Here is a 26,104-nt window from a genome sequence, read left to right as displayed (position 1 = left end):
GTCCAGGCGCCCGGCACACGAGGGGCTCGCATGGTTGTGGGATGGACCAAGCACGGTGATGGCAAGCATCTGGCCCCCGGCGAGGTGGTCAGGCCCGACGAGAGGCTGAGCTGGCCCCGGATGGTGGGGTTCGGGGCGCAGCATGTGATCGCGATGTTCGGCGCGACGTTCGTCTTCCCGCTGGTCATGGGGCTGGATCCGAACGTGGCCGTGATGATGTCGGGCGTCGCGACGATCCTGTTCCTGCTGATCGTGAAGGGCAAGGTGCCCAGCTACCTGGGCACCAGCGCGTCCTTCGTGGGCGGCGTGTTCGCGATCAGGGCGGCGGCGGGCGGCGACGTCGCGAACGCCGACGCGCTCGTGACCGGGTCGATCCTGGTCGCCGGGTTCGTGCTGGCGCTGGCCGGGGTGGCCATCCACGTCCTCGGCGTGGGGATCATCCACCGGATCTTCCCGCCCGTCGTCACGGGCGCGGTGGTGATGCTGATCGGGTTCGGGCTGGCGTTCGTGGTGGCGGACGTGTACTGGCCGCAGGACCACTGGGTGGCGCTGGCCACGATGCTGATCACGTTCCTGGTGATCGTGCTGTTCAAGGGGTTCACCGGCCGGATCGGGGTGCTGATCGGGCTGGTGTCCGGGTTCGTGCTGTCGTGGGTGCTGGACCGGGTCGCGGGGCCGGTCACGTCCGTGCTGCCGGGCGCCAACCTGCGGGACGCGGCGGGCAACGCCTGCCCGGCCGAGGGGACGTACTGCGTGGCGACGGCCTTCCCGCACGACCGGGTCAGCTTCCAGTCGGTGGCGGACGCGCCCTGGTTCGGGCTGCCCAGCTTCCACGCGCCCGACTTCAGGACGTCGGCCGTGCTGCTGGTGCTGCCGGCCGTGATCGCGCTGATCGCGGAGAACATCGGGCACGTCAAGGCCGTCGGCGAGATGACCGGCACGGACGTGGACCCGTACGTGGGCCGCGCCGTGCTGGCCGACGGCGTCGGCACCATGGTCACCAGCGCGGTCGGCGGCTCGCCCACCACGACGTACGCGGAGAACATCGGCGTCATGGCGGCCACGAAGGTGTACTCGACGGCCGCCTACTACATCGCCGGGATCATCGCGATCCTGTTCGGGCTCTGCCCGAAGTTCGGGGCGCTCGTCGCGGCCACGCCCGGCGGCGTGCTCGGCGGCGTGACCGTCATCCTGTACGGCATGATCGGCCTGCTCGGCGCGAAGATCTGGATCGAGAACCGGGTGAACTTCGCCGACCCCGTGAACATGGTTCCGATCGGAGCGGGAATGATCCTCGCCATCGGACCTGTGAAGCACGTCATCGGCGGCGATTTCACCCTGGAGGGCATCGCGCTCGGCACGATCGTGGTGCTGGGCGGCTACCACCTGCTGCGGGCCATCGCGGGCCGCAGCCCCGAGCCGGCCGTCAGGGGCGAGGCCGGGTGAAGCCGCCGCCGTTCACCTACCACGCGCCCCGCGACCTGCCCGCGGCGCTGCGCACGCTCGCGGAGGTGGGCGGCAAGGTGCTGGCCGGCGGGCAGAGCCTCATCCCCATGCTCAACATGCGGCTGGCCGCGCCCGGGCACGTCGTCGACATCAACCGGGTGGCCGGGCTCGACGGGATCGAGGTGAGCCGGGCGGGCGTCACGGTGGGGGCGCTGGCCCGGCACGCCGACGTCGAGCGGGCCGGGGCGCACCCGCTGCTCACCCGGGCGCTGAAGCTGGTGGCCCACCCGGCGATCCGCAACCGGGGCACCGTGGTGGGCAGCCTCGTGCACGCCGACCCGGCCGCCGAGCTGCCCGCCGTGCTGGCGGTGCTGGGCGGGCACGTACGCGTGGCCCGCTGGGACGGCGGCCGCGTCACCTTCCGGGAGATCCCGGCGGCGGAGTTCTTCGTGGGGCCCATGGAGTCGGCGGTCGGGCCGGGGGAGCTGGCCGTGTCGGCGTTCTTCCCGGCGCTGGAGGAGGGGAGCGGGGCCGCCTTCCACGAGGTGTCCCGCAGGCACGGCGACTACGCGCTGGCAGGAGCGTGCGCGGTCGTCGGCGCGGCGGGCGCGCGGGTGGCCTGCATCGGGGTCGGCGGCGGGCCCGTCATCATCGAGGTGGGCGGTGACCTGTCCTCGGCGGCGGCCCGCGTACGGGACGCCGTCGACCCGGACGACGACATCCACGCCTCCGCCGCCTACCGCCGGCACCTGGTGGGCGTGCTGGCCGAGCGGGCGCTGCGCGACGCGGCGCGGGAAGGGGCGGCGGCCCGTGGAGCATGAGATCACCCTCGTCGTGAACGGCACCGCCCGGCGGGCCCGGGTGCCGGCGCGGCGGCTGCTGTCCGACTGCCTGCGCCACGACCTCGGCCTGACCGGCACGCACGTGGGCTGCGAGCACGGCGTCTGCGGCTGCTGCACGGTGCTGCTCGACGGGCGGCCCGTGCGCTCGTGCCTGACGTTCGCCGTGACCGTGGACGGCGCCGAGATCACCACCGTCGAAGGGCTGGCCGGCCGGGACGGCCGCATGTCGGCGGTGCAGCGGGCCTTCGCCGAGTGCCACGGGCTGCAGTGCGGGTTCTGCACGCCGGGCTTCCTGTGCACGGTGACCGCCCTGCTCAAGGAGAACCCGGCCCCCACCGACGACGAGGTGGTCGAGGGCATCGCGGGCAACCTGTGCCGCTGCACCGGCTACCAGAACATCGTCAAGGCCGTCCACCGGGCCGCCGAGCTGCTGGCGGAGGAAGCATGACGACGAAGCTGTTCGGCGCGGCCGTCCAGCGCCGCGAGGACCCGAGGCTGCTCACCGGGCAGGGCCGCTACCTCGACGACCTCGGCCCCGACGCGCTGGCGGCGGCGTTCGTCCGCTCGCCGCACGCCCACGCCCGCGTCCGCGACATCGACGTGAGCGGCGCGCTCGACGTCGAAGGGCTCGTCGCCATCTACACCTGGGAGGACCTGCCGGAGCGGGTCGGCCGGGCGCTGCCGCTGCTGATCCCGCACCCGGCGCTCACGCACGGGCGCACCGCGTACCCGCTCGCCAGAGACGTCGTCAGGCACGTCGGCGAGCCGGTGGTGATGGTGGTGGCCGCCGACCGGTACGCCGCCGAGGACGCCTGCGCGCTCATCGAGGTCGACTACGAGCCGCTCAAACCGGTCGTCGGCATCGAGGAGGCCGTCCAGGGGGCGCAGCTCGTGCACGAGGACGTGCCGGGGAACGTCGGCGCGCACCTCGTCCAGGAGGTCGCGGCGGCCGACGGGCGCGGCGCCAGGGAGTCCATCGAGACCTCGCCGCACACGCTCGCCTTCCGGCTCGACATCGAGCGCAGCGCCAGCATGCCGCTGGAGGGCCGCGGCGTGTACGCCCGCTGGGACGGCCGCGACCTGCGCGTCTACTCCAGCACCCAGACCTCCACCAGCGTGCGCATGGCCGTGGCCGCCGCGCTCGGGCTGCCGCTGCCGCAGGTCGAGGTGATCGCGCCCGACGTGGGCGGCGGCTTCGGCGTGAAGATCGTGCACCCGTGGCCGGAGGAGGTGCTGGTCCCGTGGGCCGCCATGACGCTCGGCCGGGAGGTCAAGTGGGCCGAGGACCGCCGGGAGCACTTCGTCTCCTCCGCGCACGAGCGGGGGCAGGTGCAGTACGTGCGCGTCGGGTTCGACGACGACGGGCGCGTGCTGGGGCTCGACGTGACGATCCTGCACGACCACGGCGCCTACACCCCGTACGGGATCATCGTGCCGATCGTCACCTCGACGCAGCTGCTCGGGCCGTACAAGCCGGGCTCGTACCGCGTCGAGTTCACCGCCGTCTACACCAACACCGTGCAGGTCACGCCCTACCGGGGGGCCGGGAGGCCGCAGGGCGTGTTCTGCATGGAACGCACCATGGACAAGATCGCCCGCTACCTGGGCATGGATCGCACGGAGGTGCGGGCGGCCAACTTCATCCGGCCCGACGAGTTCCCGTACGACCAGGGCATGACCTTCCAGGACGGCCGGCCGCTCATCTACGACAGCGGGAACTACCCCGAGATGCTGCGGATGATCAAAGAGCTGATCGGCTGGGACACCTTCGAGCGCCGCCCTGGCCTCGGCATCGGCATCGGGTGCTACGTCGAGGGCACCGGCGTGGGGCCGTACGAGGGCGGGCACGTGCAGATCACCTCCGACGGGCGCGTGCACGTCTCCACCGGCCTCACCTCGCAGGGGCAGGGCCACGAGACGGCGTTCGCCCAGATCGCCGCCACCGAGCTGGGCGTGCCCATCGAACGGGTCAGCGTCGTCACCGGCGACACCCGCAGGTTCGGCTACGCCGTCGGCACCTTCGCCTCCCGAGCCGCCGTCGTCAGCGGCAACGCCATCGCGCTGGCGTGCAGGAAGGTGCGCGAGAAGGCGCTGCGCATCGCCGCCGACGCGCTGGAGGCCGACCCCGGCGACCTCGACATCGCCGACGGCATCGTGCACGTGGTGGGCGCCCCGTCCGCCGCCGTCCCGCTGTCCACGGTGGCCGTCCTGGCCAACCCCCTGCGGTACGCCTTCGACGAGGAGACCGCCAAGGCCACCCAGTTCGCCACGGCCGCCGCGCCCGACCGGCCGCCCGTCGCCGAGGGCGAGGAGCCCGGCCTGGAGGGACGCGACTACTACTCGCCGATCAGGTCCACGTTCGCGGCCGGCATGCACGCCGCCATCGTCGAGACCGACCCCGACACCGCCGAGATCAAGGTCCTGCGCTACGCCGTCGTGCACGACTGCGGGCGGCTCATCAACCCCATGATCGTGGAAGGGCAGATCCACGGCGGGGTCGCCCAGGGCATCGGCGGCGCCCTGTACGAGCGCATGGTCTACGACCAGCACGGGCAGCTCGTCAACGCCTCCTTCATGGACTTCCTCATGCCGTACGCCACCGAGATCCCCCACGTCGAGACCGGGCACCTGGAGACGCCGTCGCCGCTCAACCCCCTCGGCATCAAGGGGGCGGGCGAGGCCGGCGTGATCCCCGTCTCCGCCGTCATCGCCTCGGCCGTCGAGGACGCCGAAGGCATCGAGATCAACCGCATGCCGATCTCGCCGTCGGAGCTGTTCGAGCTGCGTATGGGATGATCGGCCCCATGCGCGCCCCCGACCTGATCATCTCGCCTGACTCCGGGCTGACCGCCTTTCCCGACGTGCCCGGCGGTGCCCGGATCATCGACCTGGCCTGGAACGCGATCACGGAGGTGCCGCCGTGGGTGGCCGGGCTCGGCGCGCTGGAGGAGCTGCGGCTCGACGGCAACCGCCTGCGCGAGCTGCCCGGCCTGGCCGGCCTCACCGCGCTGCGCGCGCTGCACCTCGACGGCAACGAGCTGACCGCGCTGCCCGCCCTCCCACCCGGCCTGACGACCCTCTTCCTGTACGGCAACCGCGTCGCCGCCCTGCCCGACCCGTTGCCCGCGTCCCTGCGCCACCTGGCCGCCGGCGGGAACGCGCTCAGCTCCGTACCGGACTCGTTGTGGAAGCTGACCGGCCTGGAGTCGCTCAACCTGGCCGAGAACGCCCTCACCGAGATCCCCGCCGCCATCGGCGGGCTCACCCGGCTGCGCATGCTCGACCTCGGTCACAACCGGCTCGCCGCGCTGCCGTCCGAGCTCGGCGACCTGCCGCTCACCGACTACCTCTACCTCAGCGACAACCTCCTCACCGAGGTGCCCGAGTGGATCGGGCGGCTCGACCGGCTGGCCTACCTCAACCTGACCGACAACCGGCTGGAGAGCCTGCCCGACACGATCGGCTCGATGGCCGCGCTGGTCGAGCTGCGCCTCTACAACAACCGCCTCGAACGGCTGCCCGCGACCATCGCCCGCCTGCCGCGGCTGCGCGAGCTGCACCTCCAGGGCAACCGGCTCCGCGAGCTGCCGCCCGAGCTGCCCGCCGGGCTGCGGCAGCTCGACCTGCGCAACAACCTGCTGCGCACGCTGCCCGAGACGCTGCCCGCCGGGCTCAAGCAGCTCGACCTGCGTAACAACCGGTTGCGGGAGCTGCCCGCCGAGCTGCCCGACCTCGACAAGCTCGACCTGCGGTGGAACAAGCTCGACGGCGAGCCCGAGGTCCTGCGCCGCCTGGCCGCCCGAGGATGCGTCATCCTGCGCTGACACAGGCGTCGAGGGTTGCGGTGCTTTGTAGTGAACCGGGGTCCGTGCGGCTGCGTACCCTCGCACATGACGACATTTCCACGTCTGGCCGCATTTGCGCTGCTGGCCGGACTGGTCGCCGGCTGCTCCTCAGGAGGCGGCTGGAGCGACTACGCCGCAGCCGGCAATGCCCAGCCCGCCACCGCCGCCCCCATGACCATCGAGCAGATCTCCAAGAAGGTCGGGTGCAAGCCGAAGATGCAGGTCGACGCCGACGAGGTGCGGACGGCGTACTGCAAGACGCAGGACGGCGAGTTCTTCGTCAACACGTTCAAGACGGAGAAGCTCAAGGACGAGTGGATGGACCGGGCACCCGAGTACAACCCGCACCTGGTCGGGCCCAAGTGGACCGTGCTCGGCCCGCTCAAGGTGCTGGAGGCGCTGCGCGGGCCCCTCAACGGCGACCTGCACCTCACCGACCACCGCACCTCGATGGCACCCCAACCGAAGTAGTCGGTGTCTGAACTCCCGGCGGGGGAACTGCGTACCTCCGCACATGACGACGATTCCACGTCTGGCCGCCCTCGCGCTGCTGGCCGGGCTGGTCGCGGGCTGCTCCTCGGCGGGCGGCGGCGGCCATCTCGCAGCGGGCGCGCAAGGGCCCGGCGCCGCCCCCCTCACCGTCGAGCAGCTCGCCGCCAAGGTGGGGTGCACGCCACGCATGCAGGTCAACGCCGCTGAGCTTCGTACGGGGTACTGCAAGACCCCGGACGGCGAGTTCTTCGTCACGACGTTCAAGAGCCAGGCCGGCAAGGACGCCTGGATGGATGCCGCCCCTGAGTACAACCCGCACCTGGTGGGACCGCTCTGGACCGTGTTGTCCAGCAGGAAGGTGCTGGACCTGCTCAGGGAACGGCTCGGCGGGGATCTGCACCTGACCGATCACCGGACGAAGAAGATGCAGGTCGTAGGCTGACCCACCCCCGCCGGGTCCCCTTGGGGAGGGCGGGCACCCTTGGCGGGGGTCCGGACGTGGGCGGAGGCGCCGGCGCCCCGATCGCGGCCGGCCCGCCGGCGCTGATCAGGCAGGACCCGCGCGTGCTGGAGGCGTACCTCGGTGTCTGAAATGCTGCTGTCCCTGGAGGGCGTCGTGGCCGGCTACGGCCGGTCCGCCCCCGTGCTGCGCGGGCTGTCCGTGCCCGTCCGCGCCGGCGAGGTCGTCTGCCTCGTCGGCCCGGGGCCACAGCGTCTTCCGCGAGATGACCGTGGCCGAGAACGTCCGGCTCGGCGGCTACACCGTGCGCGACCAGGCCCGGCTGAACGCCCGCATCGAGGCGGTCAAGGAGCTGTTCCCCGTGGTGGGGGAGCGGTGGGGCAGCATGGCGGGGCTGCTGTCGGGCGGGCAGCAGAAGCAGGTCGAGTTCGCGGGCCCTGATGCTGGAGCCGTCGGTGGTGCTGCTGGACGAGCCGTCCACGGGTCTCGACCCGCGCAACACGCAGGTCGTCTTCGACCGGATCGACCTCATGCGCCGGACGGGCGTCGCGGTGCTGCGGGTGGAGCAGAACGCCCGCCGGGCCCTGGACATGGCGGATCTGGGATGTGTCCTGGACCTGGGCCGGGTGCACATCTCGGGCCCGGCCCGCGAGCTGGCCGCCGACCCCCGTCTCGGCCGCCTGTACCTGGGAGGCGCCCCCGCTAGCTAGCCGCCGGCACGCGTACCCGCTTCCTGAACACCCAGTACGTCCACCCCTGGTACACCAGCACGAACGGCAGCGCGATCAGCCCGATCCAGGTCAGCATGCTCAGCGTGTACGGCGCCGACGCCGCCTCGGCCAGGGTCAGCCCCGGCAGCGGCCGGACCCGCAGCTCCATGAAGACCGCGAGCGTGGCCAGCACGATCGCGCCCGCCGTGGCCGCGAACGCCCAGCCCTCCCGGCGGCGCCAGATCAGGGCGGTGGCCGCGGCGAGGGCGGCCATGGAGACGAGGGCCGGGACGGTGCCGAGGCTCGACAGGGCGGCGACGGCGACCGGGATCGTCACGCCGCCGGCGATCATGGCGGCGGTGCGGGCGCGGCGGCGTACCGGGCCGGTGGTCTTCAGCGCCAGGAACACCGCGCCGTGCAGGACGCACACGGCCAGCGTGAACGCGCCGCCCACCAGGGCCGCGAGCGGGCCGTCGAACAGCAGGCCGGCGAAGACCGAGCCCCACAGGAACGCCGGCAGCGCGCTGCCCACCACGATGCCGAGGTCGCACCAGAGCGGGTCGTCCACCTTGCCGCGCCACTCCAGGCCGACGCCGCGCACGATGAGACCCACGAGGACCAGCACCACGGGCAGGTAGAACGCGCTGAACAGGCCCGCGTACCAGGCGGGGAAGGCGGCGAACATGGCGCCGACCGCGGTGATCAGCCACACCTCGTTGCCGTCCCAGACGGGGCCGATCGTCTGCAGGGCGGCGCGTTGCTCGGCGGCGTTCCTGCTCACCAGCGGCGCCAGCATGCCGACGCCGAAGTCGAAGCCTTCGAGGACGAAGTAGCCGGTCCAGAGGAAGGCGATGATGACGAACCACAACTCGATCATGGGGGGGCTCCTCAGTACATCAGGGACGGCTCGCGCGGCGCCTCGGCCGCCTGGACCGGCGCCCGCTCCTCGACGCCCTTGCGGACGTGCCGGGCCAGCAGCACGGTCTCGGCGACGGCGAGCGCGCCGTACAGAAGCGTGAAGATCGTCAGGGACGTGGCCACCTCGGCCACCGAGACGCCCGGCGACACGCTGGAGGCGGTCAGCAGCTCGCCCGCGACCGTCCAGGGCTGGCGGCCGATCTCGCTGAGCAGCCAGCCGGCGATCACCGCGGCCAGCGGGAGCGGCAGCGCGAGCAGCATCGCCCGCGACAGCCACGCGGGGAACGGCCGCCTGCGGCGGGTCAGCCACAGGCCCAGCACCGACAGGCCGACCGTGGCCAGGCCGAACACGATCATCACGCGGAACGACCAGAAGACGACGGTGCCGTCGGGGCGGTAGTCGCCGGGGCCGAACTGCTGCTCGAAGCGCCGCTGGAGGTCCTCGGTGCCCTGGACGGGGGCCTCGAAGTCGTAGGTGGACAGGAAGCTGAGCAGCTTCGGGATCTCGATGCCGGGGACGACGCTGAACCCGGCGCCCTGCGTGTCGTGCTCCAGGCCCTCGGCGGCGGCCAGCTTCATGGGCTGCTGCTCGTACATGAGCTTGGCGGAGTGGTCGCCGGTGCCCGCGACGACCGCCCCCGCGATCGCCGTCATGAGCAGCGCGGCGCGGGCGGCGCGGCGCCACATCTCGGCGCGCGTGCGCAGCAGCCAGTAGCCGCACACGGCGAGCACGAAGCCGCCCGCCACCACGAACGAGCCCGCGATCACGTGCGGGACCTGGGCGAGCGCGGTGGAGTTGGTGAGCACCGCCCACAGGTCGGTCATCCTGGCCCGGCCGTCCACGACCTCGTAGCCGACGGGGTGCTTCATCCAGGCGTTGGCCGCGAGGATGAAGTAGGCCGACAGGTTGGAGCCGATGGCCGCCGCCCAGATGGTCGCCAGGTGCGCCTTCTTCGGCAGCCGGTCCCAGCCGAAGATCCACAGCCCGAGGAACGTGGACTCCATGAAGAAGGCCAGCAGCGCCTCCATGGCCAGCGGCGCCCCGAAGACGTCGCCGACGAACGTGGAGTACTCGCTCCAGTTCATCCCGAACTGGAACTCCTGCACGATGCCGGTGACCACGCCCATGGCGAAGTTGATCAGGAACAGCTTGCCGAAGAACTTCGTCAGCTTCAGGTACTGCTCGTTGCCGGTGCGGTGCCACGCGGTCTGCAGGCCGGCCACGAAGATCCCGAGCCCGATGGTCAAGGGCACGAACAGAAAGTGGTACACGGTGGTCACCCCGAACTGCCACCGCGCGAGATCAAGTGCGTCCATGCTCCCCGTCGTCTCCCTGAGCTCTACAAGCCGTAGTACATCTACTCCCAGTAGTACTACAGCCTGTAGAGCAACGCGATGCGAGCTTGGTCACATCGCCTGTCCTGGTCGTTCTTTACGAGGATCCCGCGCGCGGGCCCGCCGGCGCGTCACCCGCCCGGCTGATCGTCAGGTACGCCGCCCGGCGGAGTCGGCCCGGAGGGGTCGGCGCGGCGGAGTAGGCGCGGAGGAGTCGGCGGGGCGGAGTAGGCGGGGCGGAGTAGGCGGGGCGGAGTCAGCGCGGCTGGGCCGCGGCCAGATACGCCTGGAGGTCGCCCAGCTCGTAGCCCCGGCGCTTGATCTTGTTCACCAGGATCCGGAAGTCCCTGGCCAGGTTGGGGCGGAAGTGCAGGAGGAGGATGTCGCCCGGGCGCAGCTTCTTGTCGGGCACCTGGTAGGCGATCTTGCCGCCGGGCTGCACGGTGGCGGTCCACAGCAGCACGGCCGACACGCCGCAGCTCTTGGCCGCTCTGAGCGTGTCGGTGTTGTAGTTGCCGAACGGCGGCCTGAACAGGGTGGGCCGCGTGCCGATCTCCTTGCCGATCAGCCTGGACGCGGCGCAGATCTCGCGGCGCTGGGCCGGGTAGCCGAGCAGGCGCAGGTTCGGGTGGGTGAGCGTGTGGTTCTCGACGGGAACCCCCGCGTCACGAAGTTGCCGGAAATATCCCCATTTACCGGCGCCGACGAAGCGGGCCGGGCCGCCCGACTCGTCCGGCGTGCCCCTGGCTTCGACGGCGTCGCGCATGGCGAACGCGATGATCGGGATGCGCTGGTCGCGTACCTGCCGGACGAAGCCCGGATCCTGCTCCCAGCCGTCGTCGATGGTCAGGAAGACGACCTTCCGCTCGGTGGGGATCGAGCTGATCACCGGCGGGAGGTCGCCGGTGCGGGGGATCGGGCGCACCTCGCCCTTGCGCGGCTTGACGCCCGGCGGGCCCGACGGAACGGGAGTCCGCTCAGGGGCCTTCGCGGTGGTGGCGGGCGCCTCGGGGCCGGGACGGGAGGCGGTCTCGGCGGGGGCGCAGGCCGCCAGCGCCAGCACGCATGCCACACCGATCACCCCGCGTCCCCTGAACATGGAGCACCATCTTGCCAGCCTTCGTGAGTCGTTGCCCTTATCCACGCGGTCCGCGCTGCTTAGAGTGGCCGCATGAAACTGGCGGGCAGTGCCGAGATCGGCGCGGACAGGCAGCGGGTGTGGGCGGCGCTCAGGGACCCGGCGGTGCTGGTGCGCACCCTTCCCGGGTGCGAGCGGCTGGAGGAGACGGGGCCGGACACGTACCGGATGACGATCAACGCGGGCGTGGGCTCGATCAAGGGCGTCTACCAGGGCGAGGTGGCGCTGTCCGGCCCGCTGGAGCCCGAGAGCTTCACGCTCAAGGCCCGCGGGCAGGGCGCGCCCGGCACGGTGGACGCCACCGTCCTGGTCCGGCTGAGCGAGGCCGGCGCCGGCACCCGCGTGGACTACGAGGCCGAGGCCGTGGTCGGCGGCATGATCGGCGGGGTGGGGCAGCGCATGCTCGGCTCCGTGGCCAAGCGGACGGCGGGCGAGTTCTTCTCCGCGGTCGAGGAGCACCTGACGGCCCCGAGCACCGCTGAACCCGCCGCCCAGGTGGCCGCCGCTCCGGCGGTCGCGGGCGCTACCGAGGCCGCCGGCCTCCCCGCAGCGCAGGGTGCGGTCTTCGAGCGGCCGGCCAGGAAGCACACCGAGACCCGCCCGTGGGTGATGCTGGCGGCGTTCGGCACGGGAGCCGGCGTCGCGCTCGGCGGCGTCACGCTCGGCTGGCTGCTCGGGCGCGGGTCACGCCGCCGCGGCGCATGACGTTGGTGGCCTCCGGGACTCTCGCGGAAAAGGATCTCCCGGCGTAGCGTGGCGGTATGCGGCAGGCACACGCTGAAGACGCACGGACCGAGGCCAGACGAGTCGTACGCAACCTGCTGGGCGAGGACCGCCCGACGGCCGAGATCCTGATCGGCGACGTGCGTCCCGTGCTCGGCGACGAGCGTACGGACCGCACGCTGGAGCTGGCACTCGGCGCCCAGCTCACCAGGCGCTCGGCCGAGCTGGCCGCCATCGCCGCGCTGCTGGTCGGCACCCGCGAGCTGGGCGAGGGCTGGTGGTCCACGCCCAGGGGCGGCAAGCTGCCCGCGCCCGACGAGGTGGTGCGCACGGCGATCGCCATCGAGCCGTGGACCGACCTGACCGCGCTGGAGATGCTGGCGGCGTGGGTCGCCGACGACGCCGCCGACCAGATGTGGGGCGCGCCCGTCGCCCAGGTGGATCTCAACTCCTGGCAGGCCGAAGACCGCTTCGACCTGCCGCCCGGCGCCAAGCCGGGGCAGCGCCTCGTCGTGCACTTCGACGCCGGCGGGCGGCTCGACGCGGTCGTCGCCCGCCGCGCCGACGAGGAGCTGGGCTCCAACCTCGACTTCCACTCCCTGCGCTACTCGCGGCCCGCCGAGGCGCAGTGGAGCTGGGGCGTCGCCGCCGGGCTCGGCCCGCACCGGCTGCCCGGCGAGAGCCCCGACCCGTACGCCCGCGAGGTGCCCGCCGAGGCGGCCGGCATCCTGCGTGCCTGGGCGATGCGGCACGGCGCCACCCGCGAGCAACTCGGCGAGCGGTGGGAGACGGTCGGCGACGTGGTGGCGGCCATCGAGCGGGTCGACTGGATGTGGCGCAGCGGCGAGTGGTTCGGCTGGTGGCGGGGGGCGTCGGCGCTGGTGGACGACTCGGCGTACCTGCCGTACCGGCTGGAGGAGCTGGCCGCCGGCTGAATTCGAGGAATCCGGGATGGGGTGCCCGGGTTGTCCTCGTACATGAAGGTCGAGATTTTCTCTGATGTCGTGTGCCCCTGGTGTTACATCGGGCACGCGCGGTTCGGCCGGGCGGCCGAGAAGTTCCGGGCCAAAGGCGGCACGATCGAGGTGACGATGCGGCCGTTCCAGCTCAACCCCGACGCCCCGCGCGAGGGTGAGCCGCTGATCCCGGCGCTGGAGCGCAAGTTCGGGCCGAACGCCGGGCAGATGGTCGAGCGGGTCGTCGGCGCCGCCACCGCCGAGGGCCTGGAGATGCACTACGACAAGGCCGTCAACGCCTCCACGTTCGAGGCGCACCGGCTGATCGAGGTGGCCGGTCGCCAGGGGCTCGGCCAGGAGATGGCCGAGCGGCTGTTCCGCGCGTACTTCGCCGAGGGCCGCAACGTCGCCGACGCCGGCGTGCTGGGCGAGCTGGCCGCCGAGGTGGGCGTGCGCGACTCGGGCGAGGGCGCCGAGGAGGTGCGCGAGCAGCTGGCGCGGGCGCGCTCGCTCGGCATCTCCGGGGTGCCGCTGTTCCTGTTCGAGGGCAAGTACGCCGTGTCGGGCGCGCAGCCTGAGGACGCCCTCACCGCCGCCATCGACGAGGTGGCCGAACGCACCGGCCAGACGCCGATCACCCGGCTCGGGGTGCAGGGCGACGGCTGCGACGACGGGTACTGCGCCGTCTGATCGCGGCGCCGTCCGATCCCGGCGGGTGGGACAATCACAACGTGTCCAGTCGCAGCCTTGCCTACCTGCTCAAGCACGCCAACGCGCGGTTGTCGGACCTGATGGGCCCCGCGCTGGAGCCGTGCGGCATCGACAGCCGCGAGTACGGCGTGCTGTCGGTGCTGGGCAGGTCCGAGCCGATGTCGCAGCTCGAGGCGGCCCAGCGCATGGGCATCGACCGCACGACGATGGTCGCCATGGTCGACGGGCTGGAGCGCAAGGGGCTCGTCGGGCGCCGCCCGCACCCCGCCGACCGGCGCAAGAACATCGTGGAGCCGACCGAGCGCGGCCGTGCGGTGCTGGCCGAGGCCGGGCGGCTCGTGGCGGCGGCGGAGGAGGAGTTCCTGGCACCGCTGCCGGACGGCGACGCCCGGCTGCTCAGAGACGCGCTCGAACGCCTGATCCCGCCGCGTTCAGACGGCTGACCCGCGACATCGGGGCTCCGCCGCGTTCAGACGGCTGACCTCATGCCGGACGCCTCCGCGCCCTCGCCCTCGCCGAGCTGGCCCGCGCGGTGGTGGCGGCGGCAGAGCACCTGGTAACGCACGGGCGCGTCATCGGTGTCGCCGATCACGACCTGCTCGCCCGTACGCGCCATCGCCCCGCCCACGACCCTGGCGTTGAGCCGGCCCGGCCGCCCGCACCAGCACAGCACCTCGACCTGCAGCCGGCACACCTCGTCGGCCAGCTCGAACAGCCGCTGCGCCGCCGGGAACATCACCGACCTGAAGTCGGAGGCCAGACCGAACGCGTAGACGTCCACGCCGTAGGAGTCCACCAGGTCGGCGAGCTGCTCGATCTGCTCCACGGTGTAGAAGCACGCCTCGTCGCAGATCAGGTAGTCGATGCGGTCGTGCCCGGCCACCAGCCCGACCAGGTCGAGGGAGTCCTCCACCTCGATCGCCTCCAGCCCGAGCCCGATCCGGCTGGTCACCTTCGGCCCTCCGGAGCGGTCGTGCTTGGTCAGCACCAGGCCCCGCCTGCCCTGCCGCCGATGGTTGTAGTTCATCTGGAGCGCCAGGGTGGACTTCCCGCAGTCCATGGGGCCGAAGTAGAACTTCAGTACGGCGTCTCGGGCGCCCGGCGGCACGGCAGACAAGGCAGACAGTTCGGTCACGGCCCGCCAGCTTAGTGGCTTGGCTTGTTCCATGACCTCGTGGGACATTTCTCCCCTGTAGTTGTTCAGGAGGAATCTGTGGTCACCGACAAACCGCCGTCCGAGCCGTCTCCGCTGGAGGCGCTGATGAGGCAGGACGACCTCACGGCGGCCCAGGCGGACGCCACCCGCTGGCGTTACGGCTTCCTCGTCGTCGTGGCGGGCATCCTCGCGCTCCTCGTGGCGTTCGGCGCCGCCGTGTTCGCCTCGGGGGAGTTCGCCGCGCTGTTCGCCGGTGTGGCGGGGGTGATCGGTACCATTATCGGGGCTTACTTCGGGGTCCAGGCCGGCCAGTCCGGCAAGGCCCGGGTCGAGGCCGAGCTCGCCAGGACGCAGGAGATGGTGGTGCGCCTGGCGGCCTACGTGGGCCCCACGAACGCGCCACGAGTCATCGACGAAGTGCTCGGCCGTCGCCGGAGCTGAGGAGCCATGCGTAGCGTGCGTATCGGAGTGGACACCGGAGGGACCTTCACCGACGTGGTCGCGGTGGACGAGCAGACCGGTGAGATCCTCACGACCAAGACCCCCTCGACCCCGGCGAACCCGGCCGACGGGTTCCTCGCGGGCATCGAGAAGCTCGGCCGCCTCGACGTCGCCGCCATCGTGCACGGCACCACCGTGGCCACGAACCGGCTGCTGGAGGACCGGATCGAGAACCTCGGGTTCATCACGACCGAGGGGTTCGAGTTCGTCCTGGAGATCGCCAGGCAGAGCGTGCCCGACGGCTACGGCAACTCCTACTTCTGGGTCAAACCGCCCAGGATCGTGCCCGTCCACCTCGTCAAGACCGTCGGCGGGCGGCTCGACCACCTGGGCAACGAGGTGCGCCCGTTCTCCGAGGAGCAGGCCGTCGAGGTGGCCCGCTGGTTCCGGGCGAAGGGCATCACCGCGATCGGGGTCTGCTTCCTGCACTCCTACGCCAACCCCGAGCACGAGCGCCGCATGCGCGAGGTGCTGTGGCGCGAGCACCCGGAGGCGGTGATCTCGCTGTCCAGCGACGTGCTGCGCGAGTACCGCGAGTACGAGCGCTCGGTCACCACCCTCGTCGACGCCGCCGTCAAGCCGGCCATGCGCAGCTACATCGCGACCCTGTCGAACCGGCTCGGCATGCCGTTCTCCGTGATGAAGTCGAACGGCGGCGTCCTGTCGGCCCGCGAGGTCGTCAACCAGCCCATCACCACCGTCCTGTCCGGCCCGGCGGCCGGCGCGCTGGGCGCGGCCCTGATCGCCGCCACCGCCGGCCACCGGCAGGTGATCACGCTGGACGGCGGCGGCACCTCCACCGACGTGGCCGTGGTGATCGATGGCGAGCCCTCCATCACCACCGAGGGCTCCGTCGGCCGCTACCCGTGCAAGATCCCGATGATCGACATCATCACGGTCGGCGCGGGCGGCGGCTCGGTCGCGTGGATCTCTCCCGAGGGCACGCTCAAGGTCGGGCCGCGCTCGGCGGGCGCCGACCCCGGCCCCCTCTGCTACGGCAAGGGCGGGACCGAGGTGACGGTGACGGACGCGCACGTGTTCCTCGGCCGCATCCCGCCGCACCTGCTCGGCGGGGAGATTCCGCTCGACGTGGACGCCGCCCGTACCGGCATCCAGGCCCTTGCCGACAAGCTCGGCCTCACCCCCGAGCGCACGGCGACCGGCATCCTGGAGATCAGCGCGTTCAACCAGAGCAACGCGATCCGGCAGCTCACCGTCAAGCGCGGGCTCGACGTGCGCGACTTCCCGCTGGTGACGTTCGGCGGGTCGGGGCCGCTGCTGGCGTGCCGGCTGATCGACATCCTCGGCCTGCCGTCGGTGCTCATCCCGCGCGACCCCGGCAACGTCTCGGCGTTCGGGCTGCTCACGGTGGACGTCAAGAACGACTACGTCCGGACGTACGTCACCCGCGACCTCTCGCTCGGCAAGGCCGTCGAGATCTTCCACGACCTGGAGCATCAGGCGGGCGAGGCGCTCGACCGCGAGGGCTTCGACGACCCCGTCTACCAGCGCAGCGCCGACCTGCGGTACTACGGCCAGGCGTACGAGGTGCGGGTGCCCGCCCCGGCGGGCGAGATCGACGAGGACTGGCACGCCGAGGTGCTCTCCCGCTTCCACGACGCCCACGAGAAGCTGTACGGCTACGCCTACCGCGACGACCCGCGCCACGGCGTCGAATGGGTGAACCTGCGCGTCTCCGGCATCGGCCCCATCACCCGCCCGGTCATCCGCCGCCTGGAGAAGGCCGGCGAGGGCGCCACGTCGGTGCGTCCCGTGCACTTCGACGAGACCCGCGACACCCCGATCCACCAGCGCGCCGCCCTCGGCCCCGGCGCGACCGTGCACGGGCCCGCCGTGATCGAGGAGTACGGCTCGACGATCCCGATCCACCCCGGTTTCACCGCCAAGCTCGACGAATACGGAAATGTGGAGATAAGTCGTGACTGATCCCATCCTGGTGGAGATCGTCGAAGGGACGCTCGCCTCCGTCGAGAAGGAGGTCGAGACCGCCATCGCCCGCACCGCCCGCTCGCCGATGATCCGCGACGCCCACGACTTCCGCGCCGGCATCCACGACGCCCGGCTGCGCAAGCTCACCGGCCGCTCCTACAGCGCGCTCGTGCAGCCGATCGTGCGCGACTTCCCCATCGAGACCATGAAGCCCGGCGACGTCTACTTCCACAACGACGTCTACCTCTCAGAAGGCGGCATCGGCCACCTGCCCGACCTGTGCGTCACCGTCCCCGTCTTCCACGACGGCGAGGTCGTCGCCTTCGTGCAGGCGTTCGGCCACCACGACGACATCGGCGGCTCCGTGCCCGGCTCCATGCCCTCGCACGCCCGCTCCGTCTACGAAGAGGGCCTGATGGTCCCGCCGATCAAGCTGTGGGACCAGGGCGTGCCCAACGAGGCCGCGCTGCGCATCATGACCCGCAACTCCCGCATGCCCGACTCCCTCGCCGGCGACCTCGACGCCGAATGCTCCGCCTGCCTGATGGGCGCCCGGCGGCTCGGCGAGCTGTTCGAGCGGTACGGCAAGCAGGCCGTCGAAGAGTGCTTCGACGCGATCATCGCCAAGACCACCGAGACCTTCCGCAGGGAACTGCTCGCCAAGATCCCCGAAGGCACGTACGTGTGGGAGGACTACGCCGAGCACGACGGCGTGGACGAGCCCCGCCTGCACGCCCAGCGCATCACCCTCACCGTCGACCACGCCGCCGACGCCCCGCTCACCATCGACTTCACCGGCACCTCACCCCAGGCCAAGGGCCCCATCAACCACGCCGGCGACTACGCGGGCGGTGTCTTCCTCAAGAAGTGGCTCGCCCCGGTGCTGCGCAACCTCGCCGACACCCCCGAACGCATGGCCGAGCTGGACGTGAACGAGGGAGTGGTGCCCCTCATCAAAATGATCTTCCCCGAGAAGGGCACCCTCCTCACCCCCGTCTTCCCCGCTCCCACCAACGCCCGAACGTTCGTCATCCTGCGCCTGCTCGGCGTCCTCGCCGGCGTCCTGGCCAAGGCCACCGGCGGCCGCATGCCCGCCGACCAGGAGACCATCCGCTACACCGGCGTCCACGGCATCGACGCCGACGGGCAGCCGTACCTCATGCGCGAAGTCCTCGGCGGCGGCTCTGGCGGCCGCTGGTACGCCGACGGCGAGGACACCATCCACGTCGTCCCCGACTCCCGCAACATCCCCGTCGAGTTCGCCGAGGCCCGCTGGCCCTTCCGCGTCGAACGCCTCGCCCTGGCCTGCGACTCCGGCGGGCCCGGCATGTTCAGGGGCGGGCTCGGCTACGACAAGCACATCCGCATGCTGCGCGACGCCTCGTACATGTCGATCGCCGACCGCTCCATCCTGTCCTGCTGGGGCGTCAACGGCGGCCTCGCCGGCCGGCCCTTCCGCGTCGAGATCGCCGGCAAGGAGATGGAAGGCCTGGTCGACGACCACCCCGTGCAGGCCGGCGACCTCATCAGGATCCGCACCACCGGAGGCGGCGGCTGGGGCTCCCCCTACGACCGGGACCCGCGCGCCGTGGCCGCCGACGTCCGCGACGGCAAGGTGTCGATCGCCGGCGCGCTGGGCGACTACGGCGTGGTTTTGGACGGGGACCGCATCGACGAGCAGGGCACCGCCGAACTCCGCGCCCGCCTCCGGCCCCCCGCCGACCGCTTCTTCGACCGGGGGCCCGGCTACGCGAAGCTCTCGGGAGGGAGGGCTTATGCGGAGGTGGACGAATTGTGAGGACTTAATCACGCTTCGTGTTTGCGAGGGCTAGCATGATCCCTCGTGATCCTCCCGTTCTCGGCGTATGTCGATGAGTCCATGGTGCTCGCGCGAAGCGTGTACCTGATGGCGGCCGTGCTCGTTGCTCCGCACCAGGCCGACCACTACCGCGCCGAGTTGCGCGGGCTGTTGCTGCACCGGCAGCTGCGCCTGCACTGGCACGATGAGAACGACAAGCGCCGAACGCAGCTCATCGAGGCGGTGGCGGGGCTCCAGCCGACTGGCATCATCATTCTCGGCACCGGTCTCGATCCGAAGCGCCAGGAACGAGCGCGTCGGAAGTGTATGGAATGTCTGTTGTGGGAGTTGGGCGACCATCATGTGGTTGACGTGCTCTTCGAGCGTCGTGACAGTCTGCTCGACGGTCGGGATCGCAAGTTGATCGTCGCGTTGCAAGGTCGCCACGCGATGCCGCCACGGTTGCGTCTGTCGTGGAGCGATCCGGTGTTGGAACCCTTGCTGTGGTTGCCGGACATCATCGCCGGAGCGAAGGTCCTCGCGGAGCGTGGTGATCCAAGATTCTGGAGCCAGTTGGAAGCCGGCATGCTGGTGCGGGAACAAGAGATCCAGTGAAAGCGCGAAGCCCGGGCTCCCGTCGTCCGGCGGGTCACCCGGGCCCACTTCCATCCCCCCCGTAGGAGGGCGGCCTGCTCTCACTGTACCCGGTCGCACACGAATAGTCACCTGGAAAGCGCGAAGCCCGGGCTCCTGTCAATTCCGGCAGTACACCCGGGCCCACTTCCAGCCTCCCCGCAGGAAGGCGGCCTGTCGGAAACCCTAGCGGTTACGGCTTGTCGAAGCTGGCGAAATATGTGGCCGCCATGTCCTCCTCCCCGTGCCCCTGCGCCTCCGCTCGCCGGAACCGTTCGCCGGCGGCGGCCACCACGTCGAGCCGGACCCCCACGGCCGCGCCGGCCTCGTGGATGAGCCGGGTGTCCTTCTCGGCGTTGCGGACGGTGAAGCTGGGGGTGAAGTCGCCCTCCAGGATGGCCTTCGCCTTGGCCTGGAAGTAGGCGGAGTCCATGGGGCCGCCCGTGACGACCTGGCGGACCAGGTCGGGGTCGAGCCCGAGGCCTTGGGCGAGCGAGAGCGATTCGGCGACGACGGCGGTGAGGGAGATGCCGTAGCTGACGGTGGCCATCTTGAGCCGCGTGCCGGCCCCGGCCGGGCCGAGCCAGAGCGTGCGCTGCCCGAGCGCCCCGAAGACGGGCTCCAGCGCCTCCTGGGCCGTGTCGGGGCCGGAGGCGAGTATGACGAGCTTGCCCTGCTCGGCAGGCTGCCGGGTGCCCTGCACGGGCGCGTCCACGTACGTCAGCCCGTGCCGGTCCGCGAGGGCGGCGAGCCGGTCCGTGGCGGCCAGGCCGACGGTGCTCATCTGGGCCCACACCTGCCCGGCCCGGAGGGCGGGGGCGGCGGCGGTGACGGCCTCGTGCACGGCGTCGCCGTCGCTGAGCATCGTGAGGATCACGTCGGCGCCCTCGACGGCCTCGGCGGGGGAGTGCGCGACCACCGCGCCGTCGGCCTCAAGGGGCAGGGCCTTGTCCCTGGTACGGTTCCACGCGCGCACGCGCAGGCCGGCCCTGGCGAGGTTGCGGCCCATGGGCAGCCCCATGAGCCCTGTTCCGAGAAGTGCGACAGAAGTCATGCCTCCACCGTACGATCACCGCCGTGTGAGGATGGGGACATGGGCCCTGAACGGATCATGGCGGTGCGTCACGGCGAGAGCGAGGCGAACCTCGCGCACCGGCGGGCCGGGGAGACGCCGCTGGTCTACGAGCGCGGCGACGACGAGGTGACGGTGACGGAGCTGGGCAGGGCGCAGGCGGCGGCCCTGGGCCGGCTGCTGGCGGCGCTGCCGGCGAGCGAGGCGCCGGAGCTGGTGTGGTGCTCGCCGTACCTGCGCGCCCTCGACACGTGGAAGATCGCGCAGGAGGTGTGGGGGGCCGGGCCGCTGCCCGTCACGGTGGACGAGCGGCTGCGGGACCAGGAGGCGGGCGCGTTCGCGCCGCTGAACCTGGCGGCGATCAGGGAGCGGCACCCGGAGGAGCTGGCCCGGCGCGAGGCCGAGGGCGCCTACGCCTACCGGCCGCCGGGCGGCGAGTCGCTGGGCGACGTGGTGGTGCGGCTGCGCGGCTTCGTCGGCGACCTCGACCGGCGGGCGGCGGGGCGGCGCGTGCTGATCGTCGCCCACGACTCGGTGGTGCTGGCGCTGCGCCACGTCCTCGACGGGCGGCCGGACGCGGAGCTGGCGGCGGTGCTGGAGTTCGCGCCGGTGCTGAACGCCTCGGTGTCGGTCTGGCGGGCGGGTGGCGAGCTGGTCGTGTTCAACGACGTCGCCCATCTCACGTCGTGATCACAAGACCTTGAACGGCGCCGCCCGCCTCACGTCCTGATCCCAAAGACCTTGAGCGGCGCCGCGTACCTCATGTCGTGATCACCAGGTCGGCTCGCTCGCGGGTGCGGTCCGCGGCGAACCACGTCCGTTCCGCCGCGAACCACTCGCGCCACCGCGGCTCCAGCGCGGCGCCGTCGCGCGCCAGCACCCGCCGCAGCCGCACCGGCTCGGCGGCCTCCACCCAGATCGTGTACGCCAGCAGGCCCGATGCCGAGGCGCGGGCCGTCCCGACGCCCTCGATGACGAGGACAGGCGCGACGGGCACCTCCACCTGCTCGGCGTAGTGCCCGCGCACCCAGTCGTACCTGCGGAAACCGCCGGGGAGGCCCTGCTGGAGCGGCCGCAGCACCTGCGCATCGAGCGCGTGGAACCAGCCGCCGGGCCCCTCCTCCCAGGGGACGGGGAAGTCGTCGCTGTGGATGACCTGGCAGCCCAGCTCGGCCGCGAGCCGCCCGGCGAGCGTCGTCTTGCCGGACCCGGCGGGCCCGTCGACGGCGACCAGCCGGACGGGGCCGCACGACGGGCGCAGGCGGGAAATGCGGGAGGCCAGGTCTTTCACCGGACCCAGGGTAGGTGACGGGGGGCGGGCTCCTGAGAGAATGTTCTTTCACCACGAACGCGAGGAGGTTGGATCTTGCCCGGACCCCTCGGTGACGACGCCGTGCTCGCCCGGCCGGAAGAGCGCGAACGATGATCGCCGGCGGATGGCACCAGCCGGGGCGCTCATGCGTCAACATTGCATCGTTGGCTGACATCTAGGGAGCGATAGTGAGCCGTCCGGACGCGCGCACACTGATCGAAACGATCCTCGACCGGGGGTCGTGGAAGTCGTGGGACGCGCCGCCCGCCGATCCGGCGGAGCCCGGCTCCTCCTACGCCGACGAGCTGGCCGCGGCCCGCGTCAAGTCCGGCTACGACGAGGCCGTGATCACCGGCGAGGGGCTGCTCGACGGGCGCAGGGTGGCCGTCGTGGCGTGCGAGTTCTCGTTCATGGCGGGCTCCATCGGGGTGGTGGCGGCCGAGCGGTTCGTGAGCGCGGCCGAGCGGGCGGCCCGCGAGCGGCTGCCGCTGCTGGCCCTGCCCGCTTCGGGCGGCACGCGCATGCAGGAGGGCGCGCTCGGGTTCGTCCAGATGGTGAAGATCACCGCGGCGATCCAGGCGTACCGGGCGGTGGGCCTGCCGTATCTCGTCTACCTGCGGCATCCGACGACGGGCGGGGTGTTCGCGTCGTGGGGGTCGCTCGGGCACGTCACGGTGGCGGAGCCGGGGGCGCTGATCGGGTTCCTCGGGCCGCGCGTGTTCGAGTCGCTGCACGGTTACCCGTTCCCCGAGGGCGTGCAGGTGTCGGAGAACCTGCACGCCAAGGGGCTGCTCGACGCGGTCGTCTCGGCCGAGGAGGCGCGGGAGGCGGCCGTCAGGGCGCTGGCCGTGCTCGCCGCCGACCGCGACGCCATCGAGGCCGGGCAGCCGCCCGAGGAGGACCTGCGGCCGGTGGAGGCGTGGGAGGCGATCACCCGGTCCCGCCGCGACGACCGGCCCGGCCTGCGTACGCTGCTCAAGCTCGCCGCCACCGACGTGACGCGGCTCAGCGGCACCGGGGAGGGCAAGAACGAGCCGGGGCTGCTGCTGGCGCTGGCCAGATTCGGCACCGCGCCGGCCGTGGTGCTCGGCCAGGACCGGCGGCTGCAGCGCGCCGGCTCGCCGCTCGGCCCGGCCGGGCTGCGGGTGGCCAGGCGCGGCATGCGGCTGGCCGCCGAGCTGGGCCTGCCCCTGGTCACGGTGATCGACTCGGCGGGCTCCGAGCTGTCGAAGGCGGCGGAGGAGGGCGGGCTGGCCGCCGAGATCTCCCGCTGCCTGGCCGAGCTGGTCATGCTCGAAGCGCCGACCGTCTGCCTGCTGCTCGGCGAGGGCGCGGGCGGCGCGGCGCTGGCGCTGCTGCCCGCCGACCGGGTGCTGTGCGCGCAGCACGCCTGGCTGGCGCCGCTGCCGCCCGAGGGCGCCTCCGCCATCCTCTACCGCTCGGTCGACTTCGCCCCCGAGATCGCCCAGGCGCAGCACATCCGCGCCACCGACCTGCGCCGCGACGGCATCGTCGACCGGGTGATCCCCGAGCTGCCCGACGCCGCCTACGAGCCCCGGCAGTTCTGCGAGCGGGTAGGGCGGGCGCTGGAGCACGAGATCGCGCAGTTGCTGCGGGTGGGCCCGGCCGACCGCTTCGCGGCCCGCCAGGCCCGGTACCGCAACCTCGGCTAGCTACGCCAGAGCTGCTTGCCGTCGGCGTCGAACCCCCTGATCACCGTGCCGGCGTTGAACTCGCCGCCCTCGGGGACCGGCCCGCCGAACAGCGTCACGCCCTGCCCGAACCGGTCGGGCACGGCCTCGACGGTGCTGGTGCGGCCGTTGGAGGTGACGAGCTCGACGCGGGCCGTGCCGGGCAGGGCGTAGCCGTACCAGGTGGCCGTGCCGCGCCGCCACTGCACCGGCTGACGGGCGTCGAGCAGGTCGCTCAGCTTCTCGCCGGGCAGGGGGCCGGGCAGCGAGGTGTCCACCTGGCCGCCCTCGAAGAAGGCCACGCAGGCCGGCTCGGCCACGACGGCGCTCAGGCCCGCCGCGAGCGGCTGGCGGCCCGCCTCGGCGCTCACGGCCCGGCGCCCGCAGGTCCTGTCCGGCTCCGGGTGCCGCTCCAGCGGCCCGTCCTTCGGCTTCATGGTGAAGCCGGAGACGACCACGTCGCCGTTCGGGATCGTGACGTGCCAGATCGCCGCCGGGGTGCCCGCGCCGCGCAGGAAGGCGGCGCGGACGTGGCGCCCGTCGGAGAGCACCGCCGTCACCGACTCCCACTTCTCGTTCGCCACCCCGAGGTAGGTGACCGTGCCCGGCTCCGGCAGGTAGGTGATCAGCTTGTGGGCGGTGAACGGGTTCGTCAGGGCGCCGCCGGAGCAGCTCGGGCCCGTCCCGCCCCAGGCGGACAGGCCGCCCGACTTGCACAGCGTGACCATGTTGTCGCGGCCGCCCTTCATGGTGACGCTCGCGAACCAGGCGCGCACCGGGTTGTCCGCGTCCCCGGCGCCCGGGATGGTCATCACCTCGCCGACCGGCGGGAAGTCGTTCAGCGGGTCGGTGCTCTCGGGCTCCTCGCGCCAGAGCTGCGCGCCCGACGCGTCGTAGGCGACGGTGGCGAAGCGGTCGGCCGGATCCCGCGTCGGGTCGTCCACGGCGAACAGCGTGACGCCCAGGCCCCACGGGTCCGGCCGGGTCTCGGCCTCGGCCGTCGTCCCGCCGGCGAAGACGAACGCGACCCTGGCGACGTTCCCGCGGGCCAGGCCCGTGATCAGGTTCTCGCTCTGCGTCGCGAACACCGGCTCGTCGAGCCTGGGGGTCGAGGAGAACAGGTGGGTGCCGTGCCGCGTCCACCTGATCGTGGTCTCCTGCGGCGTCCGCCACGCGTCCACGGTGACCCCGGCGGGCAGGTCGAGGGGCGCGCCCAGGAGCTCACCCGGCTCCTGGCCCTCCATCAGCGCGCGGGAGGTCGTCCCGATCGCCCGGCCGGCGCCGTCCGAGACCTCGATCCCCGACATGGCCTGCCGGGCGGGATAGGTCACGGTCCAGATCGCGTACGGGGCCCCCGCCGGCCGCAGCACCGTGCCGGGCACCCGCCGCCCGTCCTCGGCCACCCCGGTGATCCCGCCGACGTCCTGGAGCGCCACGCCCCAGTCCAGCGCGTCCCGCGCCCCGTCGCGCAGCGTGCTGCCGGCGAACCACGCCTCCGCGTCGGCCTCCTCCGCGACGGCGGAGCAGCTCCCGTACGGCTCCGCGGCGGCCCGCTCCAGCACGTAGCACAGCTCCGGATGGCCCTGCCTGGCCGTGGCGAACCAGAGCCGCAGCGGCTTGCCCTCCGACGGGTTGTCCACGGTGAGCTGCTCCCCGGCCGGGGTCCTGTCCTGCATCAGCCGCTGGTAGAGGGCGTCGGCGTCGGCCGCGGTGTTCCTGCCCAGGCCCCCGTTGAGCAGGACGGGAACGAACACGGCCAGCAGCGCCACCGGCAACGCGGCCGCCGCCAGCCGCAGCGCGCGGTGGCGGCGCGGCCGGCGCTCACGCACCCGCAGCCACGCGTCGGGGCTGGTGTCGTAGGTCTGGGCACGGGCGTCGAACGCCGCCCGCAGGCGCTCTTCCAGGTCGTTCACCGCTCCTCCTCCTTCAGCGCCCGGCCCAGGGCCGCCAGGCCCCTGCTGGCGTGGGTCTTCACCGATCCGGGCGAGACGCCCATGGCGTCGGCGATCTCGCGCTCCGACAGGTCCAGCCAGTACCGCAGGACGAGCGCCTCGCGCTGGCGGCGCGGCAGCCGGTCCACGGCCGCGAGCAGCTCGCGGTGCTCCTCGGAGACGAGCACGGTGTGCTCGCTGCTGCGGACGGGCTCGGGAGGGTCGGGGCGGCGCAGCCGGACGAGGCGCAGGTGCCGCAGGCGGTTACGGGTCAGGTTGCAGACGGTCGCGCGGAGGTAGGCCATCGCGGCCCCGTCGTCGCGCAACCGCCGCGAGTGCAGCCGGGCGAACGCCTCCTGGGCGATGTCCTCAGGATCGTCCGCGCCGAGCAGCCCGGCCAGGCGTACCAGGGAGTGGTACTGGGCCGCGAACAGCTCGGCGAACGACGGCTGCGCCATGGTCGCTGTTTCGGTCACATCCCTAA

The 26,104-nt window shown here is 72.3% G+C and carries 27 protein-coding genes; 19 read left to right on the top strand and 8 right to left on the bottom strand.

What is annotated here, in order from left to right:
- The first annotated feature begins 30 nt into the window (after positions 1 to 30).
- From HCN51_RS07265 to HCN51_RS58010, 9 genes are all read left to right on the top strand, one after another.
- Positions 31 to 1,446, top strand: coding sequence for a uracil-xanthine permease family protein (locus HCN51_RS07265; protein ID WP_168007983.1), 1,416 nt, complete (start codon positions 31 to 33; stop codon positions 1,444 to 1,446).
- Positions 1,443 to 2,267 carry an FAD binding domain-containing protein gene (locus HCN51_RS07260; protein WP_168007981.1) on the top strand — a complete coding sequence of 275 codons (825 nt, stop codon included), beginning with the start codon at positions 1,443 to 1,445 and terminating at the stop codon, positions 2,265 to 2,267. Before HCN51_RS07265 ends, HCN51_RS07260 begins: the two co-directional genes overlap by 4 nt.
- Positions 2,257 to 2,736, top strand: coding sequence for a 2Fe-2S iron-sulfur cluster-binding protein (locus HCN51_RS07255; protein ID WP_168007978.1), 480 nt, complete (start codon positions 2,257 to 2,259; stop codon positions 2,734 to 2,736). The genes HCN51_RS07260 and HCN51_RS07255 overlap by 11 nt, the downstream gene beginning before the upstream one ends.
- The gene (gene cutA / locus HCN51_RS07250) at positions 2,733 to 5,084 is read left to right on the top strand and encodes an aerobic carbon-monoxide dehydrogenase large subunit (protein ID WP_168007976.1); all 2,352 of its coding nucleotides are present in this window, start codon (positions 2,733 to 2,735) and stop codon (positions 5,082 to 5,084) included. Before HCN51_RS07255 ends, cutA begins: the two co-directional genes overlap by 4 nt.
- Positions 5,085 to 5,092: 8 nt before the next feature.
- Positions 5,093 to 6,112, top strand: a complete 1,020-nt coding sequence (locus HCN51_RS07245) for a leucine-rich repeat domain-containing protein (RefSeq protein ID WP_168007974.1) — start codon at positions 5,093 to 5,095, stop codon at positions 6,110 to 6,112.
- Between the two features lie 66 nt (positions 6,113 to 6,178).
- On the top strand, positions 6,179 to 6,604 hold the full coding sequence (locus tag HCN51_RS07240; protein ID WP_080036425.1) for a hypothetical protein: 426 nt from the start codon (positions 6,179 to 6,181) through the stop codon (positions 6,602 to 6,604).
- A 43-nt stretch (positions 6,605 to 6,647) separates the two neighbouring features.
- Complete coding sequence (locus HCN51_RS07235; protein WP_168007972.1) at positions 6,648 to 7,067, top strand: hypothetical protein; 420 nt, start codon at positions 6,648 to 6,650, stop codon at positions 7,065 to 7,067.
- Positions 7,068 to 7,123: 56 nt separating this feature from the next.
- Positions 7,124 to 7,216 carry an ABC transporter ATP-binding protein C-terminal domain-containing protein gene (locus HCN51_RS62910; RefSeq protein ID WP_206066641.1) on the top strand — a complete coding sequence of 31 codons (93 nt, stop codon included), beginning with the start codon at positions 7,124 to 7,126 and terminating at the stop codon, positions 7,214 to 7,216.
- A gap of 309 nt (positions 7,217 to 7,525) precedes the next feature.
- Positions 7,526 to 7,795 (top strand): ATP-binding cassette domain-containing protein, encoded by a 270-nt coding sequence (locus HCN51_RS58010; protein ID WP_206066640.1) that lies wholly within the window; start codon positions 7,526 to 7,528, stop codon positions 7,793 to 7,795.
- On the opposite strand, the gene cydB is transcribed toward HCN51_RS58010, so the two are convergent.
- The 3 genes from cydB to HCN51_RS07210 form a co-directional block, all read right to left on the bottom strand.
- Positions 7,788 to 8,672, bottom strand: coding sequence for a cytochrome d ubiquinol oxidase subunit II (cydB, locus tag HCN51_RS07220; protein WP_168007970.1), 885 nt, complete (start codon positions 8,670 to 8,672; stop codon positions 7,788 to 7,790). The genes HCN51_RS58010 and cydB overlap by 8 nt on opposite strands.
- 11 nt (positions 8,673 to 8,683) lie before the next feature.
- Positions 8,684 to 10,030, bottom strand: coding sequence for a cytochrome ubiquinol oxidase subunit I (locus HCN51_RS07215; RefSeq protein WP_168007968.1), 1,347 nt, complete (start codon positions 10,028 to 10,030; stop codon positions 8,684 to 8,686).
- Between the two features lie 274 nt (positions 10,031 to 10,304).
- On the bottom strand, positions 10,305 to 11,147 hold the full coding sequence (locus tag HCN51_RS07210) for a polysaccharide deacetylase family protein (RefSeq protein WP_168007966.1): 843 nt from the start codon (positions 11,145 to 11,147) through the stop codon (positions 10,305 to 10,307).
- A 72-nt stretch (positions 11,148 to 11,219) separates the two neighbouring features.
- On the opposite strand from HCN51_RS07210, the gene HCN51_RS07205 reads away from it, so the two are divergent.
- The 4 genes from HCN51_RS07205 to HCN51_RS07190 are packed head-to-tail and all read left to right on the top strand — an operon-like array spanning position 11,220 to position 14,019.
- The gene (locus HCN51_RS07205; RefSeq protein WP_168007964.1) at positions 11,220 to 11,891 is read left to right on the top strand and encodes an SRPBCC family protein; all 672 of its coding nucleotides are present in this window, start codon (positions 11,220 to 11,222) and stop codon (positions 11,889 to 11,891) included.
- A gap of 56 nt (positions 11,892 to 11,947) precedes the next feature.
- Positions 11,948 to 12,844 carry a hypothetical protein gene (locus HCN51_RS07200; protein WP_168007962.1) on the top strand — a complete coding sequence of 299 codons (897 nt, stop codon included), beginning with the start codon at positions 11,948 to 11,950 and terminating at the stop codon, positions 12,842 to 12,844.
- 42 nt (positions 12,845 to 12,886) lie between these two features.
- Complete coding sequence (locus tag HCN51_RS07195; protein ID WP_168007960.1) at positions 12,887 to 13,555, top strand: DsbA family oxidoreductase; 669 nt, start codon at positions 12,887 to 12,889, stop codon at positions 13,553 to 13,555.
- A 41-nt stretch (positions 13,556 to 13,596) separates the two neighbouring features.
- Positions 13,597 to 14,019 (top strand): MarR family transcriptional regulator, encoded by a 423-nt coding sequence (locus HCN51_RS07190; RefSeq protein WP_206066639.1) that lies wholly within the window; start codon positions 13,597 to 13,599, stop codon positions 14,017 to 14,019.
- 26 nt (positions 14,020 to 14,045) lie between these two features.
- On the opposite strand, the gene HCN51_RS07185 is transcribed toward HCN51_RS07190, so the two are convergent.
- Complete coding sequence (locus HCN51_RS07185; protein WP_346433560.1) at positions 14,046 to 14,711, bottom strand: thymidine kinase; 666 nt, start codon at positions 14,709 to 14,711, stop codon at positions 14,046 to 14,048.
- A 78-nt stretch (positions 14,712 to 14,789) separates the two neighbouring features.
- Between HCN51_RS07185 and HCN51_RS07180 the strand changes: the two genes are divergently transcribed.
- The 4 genes from HCN51_RS07180 to HCN51_RS07165 are packed head-to-tail and all read left to right on the top strand — an operon-like array spanning position 14,790 to position 19,596.
- On the top strand, positions 14,790 to 15,173 hold the full coding sequence (locus HCN51_RS07180) for a hypothetical protein (protein WP_080036437.1): 384 nt from the start codon (positions 14,790 to 14,792) through the stop codon (positions 15,171 to 15,173).
- 6 nt (positions 15,174 to 15,179) lie between these two features.
- A complete protein-coding gene (locus HCN51_RS07175; RefSeq protein WP_168007958.1) occupies positions 15,180 to 17,180 on the top strand; it encodes a hydantoinase/oxoprolinase family protein in 2,001 nt (666 codons plus the stop codon).
- Entirely contained in the window at positions 17,173 to 18,981 is a 1,809-nt protein-coding gene (locus HCN51_RS07170; RefSeq protein ID WP_168007956.1) for a hydantoinase B/oxoprolinase family protein, read from the top strand. The genes HCN51_RS07175 and HCN51_RS07170 overlap by 8 nt, the downstream gene beginning before the upstream one ends.
- A gap of 45 nt (positions 18,982 to 19,026) precedes the next feature.
- Positions 19,027 to 19,596 carry a hypothetical protein gene (locus HCN51_RS07165; RefSeq protein WP_080036440.1) on the top strand — a complete coding sequence of 190 codons (570 nt, stop codon included), beginning with the start codon at positions 19,027 to 19,029 and terminating at the stop codon, positions 19,594 to 19,596.
- A gap of 211 nt (positions 19,597 to 19,807) precedes the next feature.
- Here the strand turns inward: HCN51_RS07165 and HCN51_RS07160 are convergent, their stop codons facing one another.
- Positions 19,808 to 20,668, bottom strand: coding sequence for an NAD(P)-dependent oxidoreductase (locus tag HCN51_RS07160; protein ID WP_168007954.1), 861 nt, complete (start codon positions 20,666 to 20,668; stop codon positions 19,808 to 19,810).
- A 39-nt stretch (positions 20,669 to 20,707) separates the two neighbouring features.
- Here HCN51_RS07160 and HCN51_RS07155 point away from each other — a divergent pair, with 39 nt between their 5' ends.
- Positions 20,708 to 21,376, top strand: coding sequence for a histidine phosphatase family protein (locus HCN51_RS07155; RefSeq protein ID WP_168007952.1), 669 nt, complete (start codon positions 20,708 to 20,710; stop codon positions 21,374 to 21,376).
- Positions 21,377 to 21,446: 70 nt separating this feature from the next.
- Here HCN51_RS07155 and HCN51_RS07150 read toward each other — a convergent pair whose 3' ends face one another.
- On the bottom strand, positions 21,447 to 21,977 hold the full coding sequence (locus HCN51_RS07150) for an AAA family ATPase (RefSeq protein WP_168007950.1): 531 nt from the start codon (positions 21,975 to 21,977) through the stop codon (positions 21,447 to 21,449).
- A 209-nt stretch (positions 21,978 to 22,186) separates the two neighbouring features.
- Between HCN51_RS07150 and HCN51_RS07145 the strand changes: the two genes are divergently transcribed.
- Entirely contained in the window at positions 22,187 to 23,671 is a 1,485-nt protein-coding gene (locus HCN51_RS07145; protein WP_080036444.1) for a carboxyl transferase domain-containing protein, read from the top strand.
- Here HCN51_RS07145 and HCN51_RS07140 read toward each other — a convergent pair.
- Both HCN51_RS07140 and HCN51_RS07135 read right to left on the bottom strand, forming a co-directional pair.
- The gene (locus HCN51_RS07140; protein ID WP_168007948.1) at positions 23,668 to 25,602 is read right to left on the bottom strand and encodes a hypothetical protein; all 1,935 of its coding nucleotides are present in this window, start codon (positions 25,600 to 25,602) and stop codon (positions 23,668 to 23,670) included. The two genes, HCN51_RS07145 and HCN51_RS07140, sit on opposite strands and share 4 nt — an antisense overlap.
- The gene (locus HCN51_RS07135) at positions 25,599 to 26,096 is read right to left on the bottom strand and encodes a sigma-70 family RNA polymerase sigma factor (RefSeq protein WP_230465946.1); all 498 of its coding nucleotides are present in this window, start codon (positions 26,094 to 26,096) and stop codon (positions 25,599 to 25,601) included. Before HCN51_RS07135 ends, HCN51_RS07140 begins: the two co-directional genes overlap by 4 nt.
- Positions 26,097 to 26,104: the final 8 nt, after the last annotated feature.

This window comes from Nonomuraea composti, from assembly GCF_012034275.1.
In the GTDB taxonomy this organism is placed as follows: domain Bacteria; phylum Actinomycetota; class Actinomycetes; order Streptosporangiales; family Streptosporangiaceae; genus Nonomuraea; species Nonomuraea composti.
The sequence above is the reverse complement of the archived record's forward strand: the minus strand, read 5'-3'. Positions and strand labels throughout refer to the sequence as shown.